The sequence below is a fragment of the Candidatus Erwinia dacicola genome (genome assembly GCF_001756855.1).
In the GTDB taxonomy this organism is placed as follows: Bacteria; Pseudomonadota; Gammaproteobacteria; order Enterobacterales; family Enterobacteriaceae; genus Erwinia; species Erwinia dacicola.
In genome coordinates, this window is the sequence record NZ_MAYS01000110.1 from 1 (window position 1) to 2,723 (window position 2,723).

2 protein-coding genes and 3 pseudogenes are annotated in these 2,723 nt (G+C 52.5%); all 5 read right to left on the minus strand.

The genetic code is table 11. From position 1 onward, the window contains the following. Window positions 1–212: pseudogene (locus tag BBW68_RS03380) on the minus strand (transposase); the annotation flags it as partial. Between the two features lie 45 nt (window positions 213–257). Further along, window positions 258–429: pseudogene (locus tag BBW68_RS19460) on the minus strand (IS256 family transposase); the annotation flags it as partial. A gap of 307 nt (window positions 430–736) precedes the next feature. After that, window positions 737–1,054: a DUF496 family protein gene (locus tag BBW68_RS03385; protein ID WP_048915616.1), complete on the minus strand. Its 318-nt coding sequence runs from the start codon at window positions 1,052–1,054 to the stop codon at window positions 737–739. Between the two features lie 161 nt (window positions 1,055–1,215). Beyond that, complete coding sequence (locus BBW68_RS03390) at window positions 1,216–2,274, minus strand: FUSC family protein (protein ID WP_070134002.1); 1,059 nt, start codon at window positions 2,272–2,274, stop codon at window positions 1,216–1,218. A 164-nt stretch (window positions 2,275–2,438) separates the two neighbouring features. Continuing rightward, window positions 2,439–2,723 (minus strand): annotated as a pseudogene (locus BBW68_RS03395) (hypothetical protein); the annotation flags it as partial.

The following is a 2,723-nucleotide window of genomic DNA, read 5'->3' on the forward strand; positions in this document are numbered from 1 at the left end:
TTCGATCGGTATTGACACCCTCTCATGGTGCCAGACTCTCGGTTTATCGGCGTAACGCCCACGAGGGCGTTGATTTCTCGTCTCGAAAGTTGACCCAATTCCGGAACCTCAGCCAGCAATGCGGCAACGGTCATGGTACCGACACCTTTAATGCTACTCAATCGCGCAGAGAGAGCTTTGAAGTAGCTCCGGATGTGGTTGTTCATATCTTCATGAGTTATTGTTAAATTTGGTGTATGGAGCCATCAGGCAACATCTCAGTCTGATGCTTCCTCTTCCACCTGTTCGCCGTCTTTATACGGCAGGTTGTTGACCATCAGAGTCAACAGCTCGAAACCCTTAAGTCGATTCCAGTTTTTTTGTGCTGACTGGTGACTGGAGCAACTTGAATACCATCGCCAGCGTCGTCGCCCTCAAGCCGCCGTTTTTCGCGACCTTTCGTCAGTTTTTTCATCGCTGCCGGATATTTGTCACTATATTTCGCCAGCACTCCATCGAACGTCTTATTCGCTGAATCCCGCCCCCCGCACAGCACGCGGGGATATAACTCCCCGAGGGAATACTGGCGGCAGCGGGCATCGTTAACTTAAGATACAAAAACTGTCCGAAGATGGCGGGTCAAGATCAGCCACCATGCTGGTGGTGCGCGCCAGCACCCATCAGGCAGCTGAACAGCAGGCATAAAAAAACCGGACACGTTGCCCGGCCTTCATCACGCTGTCGTTTACCTTTACCGTTACGCTTTTGGCTCGCCCATCGCTTTAAGCTTCTTCGATAGATCGCGACGCTCTTTAGAGAGGTCAGCATTTTTGATGATGTAGTCATCTACGCGATCTTCGTAATCGCTGCGCATGCTGGAGATAATCTCTTGGATAGCTTCCACGCTCATGCCAGGTTTGATGTACTCACCTAGGTTATCGAGCAGCAAAACACGCTTCTGGTTATCACGGATTTTCTTTTCGTTATCGTGAATTTCACGTTGCAGCTTGTTCTTACGACGAAACATACGCACGAACTCCAGCACATCCTGAAATGATTGCTTTGCATTTTCCATGAAGACACCTTTCATTTAGGCCTGCTTACACAGGCATCATTGTCGTAGCCATCAGATTAGCGGCGGGTCGCTGCCGATGGCAATTTAAAACTTACATAATCGGATTGGGCCTATCTTACCCTGAAGCGACCCGCCTCGCAGTAAGTTGTTGCTAAATCATTCTATTTTCTCAACGCTAGGCGAATAAGTTCCGATAACCGTTCCAGCTGCCGAACCATTTCTAGGCTGAGCCAGACGTAGCCGTGAATGGGGGTTTCCACCAGTTCATCACTGTCAGACTCGGCTATCAGCTGGCGCAGCTCGCGCGTAATCTCGACCAGTTCTTCAGTGTTTGCCCCAATCTTGTCGGTATTCCCTTCCACGATAGCCCGCGACAGCGCCCGCAGCGTATTTTCGGTCATCTGCTGGGTACGGCGCAGCGCCAAGGCGTTGAGCATAATCAGGTGGCTCTGGCGTGATGCCCACCAAGCATTGAGCTGCAGCTCCAGCGTGCAGACTAGGTTGCGGTTTAGCGTCTGTATCGCTTCAAATACCGAGCGCGGTGTACGCGTTTCTTTACAGGAAGGCTCGATCAGCGCTCGCATCTTAATCACGTTACTGAGCAGGCGCTGTAACGGGCGCGTCAGGCGCGGTTTTTCAACCAGATTCGGGGAGAAACCGGCGTGATAAACCCGCGAGGTTTCCAGTAACAGATCTGACAGCTGAATGCGCCAGTGGGTATAGGCTTTTTGCGGCCAAATGCTGGTAAACAGCAGCGCCAGTAGCGAGCCGAGGATCACATCACCGCCGCGCCACAGGGCGGTGGTCATATCCCCTGGGATCCCGCCGCAGATCACCGCTAGGGTGATGCCAATCAGCAGCGCCATATAAGGCTGCTTGCCGAGCGTCAGAAAGCCGCTGATAAACATGATCGCGGCGCACCATAGCAGCATGGTCGGCAGCGAGATCAGCTCCAGTTTGAGTGCAATCAACCCGGAAATTAAACCGTAAATCGTCCCGCCGATACGCTGGATCGCGCGCGGGAAGACGTTGCCCCAGAACGATATAGGCCCCATCACCACCACCAACGTGATCAGCGGCCAGCTGCCCTCGGGGATCTCCATCAGCCTGACCAGCAGGAAGGTTAGCACGAAAGCCAGCGCAATACGCACGCCGTGCACAGTGCGATAATTACGATAAACGTTGAACTGCAGGGCCGAAATCGGTTTGTCCGGTCGCAAAACAGGCTCCGAAGGATGGGGGACTCTGCGCGCCATGATACCTGAAGTCGAGGTCGGGAAAAGGCGTAGAGCGCCGCTTTTCGGATATTTTTTCATTCATTTGTGGCGAGGTAATAGCAGAAAACACTGAGTTTACCGGGGAGATACATCCCATTAATAATCCATTACCTAGCCAATGATTTTATTAACTTTTCTATAACATAGCCGCAGAGATGCGACCATGGGAAATCAGCCTTACAGCTTACGCTTAATGTAGTCTGAAATGCGCGTGATAACGCCGCCTCTTCTATCGACTTCAGCGCCACCAGCGGGTAGCTGGCTAGCTGCTCGTCGCCTTCAACCAGCTGAATAGTGCCAACCTGCTCGTGCAGCTTAATCGGCGCTTCCAGATCCTTGCAGTCAACATGCCACCTAGCGTGAGGTTGTCGGGCAACTGGAAAAAAGCGCGC